The organism is Actinomadura sp. NBRC 104425 (assembly GCF_030269545.1).
GTDB lineage: Bacteria > Actinomycetota > Actinomycetes > Streptosporangiales > Streptosporangiaceae > Spirillospora > Spirillospora keratinilytica.
The window spans coordinates 1-539 of record NZ_BSTN01000103.1 but is presented as its reverse complement, the minus strand read 5'-3'; the positions used below and the strand labels follow the sequence as shown (position 1 = coordinate 539).

At 69.9% G+C, this 539-nt stretch carries 1 protein-coding gene; it reads right to left on the bottom strand.

Translation table 11 applies throughout. The features are described 5' to 3' along the window. Positions 1 to 539, bottom strand: a 539-nt coding sequence (locus QSK22_RS33305; RefSeq protein ID WP_285498483.1) for a phosphopantetheine-binding protein, incomplete at both ends; no start/stop codon positions are given.

The window sequence follows — 539 nt, the reverse complement described above, 5'->3', positions numbered from 1 at the left end:
GTCACGTATGCGTCTGCTCCACCGCCCGCGAGCAGGTGGTGGAACAGCAGGCCCTCCTGCAGCGGGGCCAGCGGGTACACGTCGGCCACGTTGGCGGCGCCGCCGTCGACGCCTGCGACGATCCGGTCCAGCTCGGCCTCGGACAGCTCCACCAGCGGCAGCATCTCGGGCGTGATCCGCTCGGCACCCTCCGGGATGAGGTTCTGCGGAACCTCCACCACGTCCGCGCCGGCGACCCGCGCCAACCCTGCCGGTGTGGGCGACTCGAACAACGCCCGCACCGACACCGACACACCACGCCCCCGCAACACCTCCACCAACGACACCGCAAGCAGCGAATGCCCGCCCAACTGGAAGAAGTCGTCATCGACGCCGACCGACTCCACGCCCAGCACCTGGGCGAAGGCGGCGCAAAGAATCTGCTCCTGTACTGTGGCCGGGGGTCGACCGGTGCCGGCCGTGTACTCGGGGGCGGGCAACGCCTTGCGGTCGAGCTTGCCGTTCACGGTCAACGGCAGCTCGTCCAACGTGACCACGGC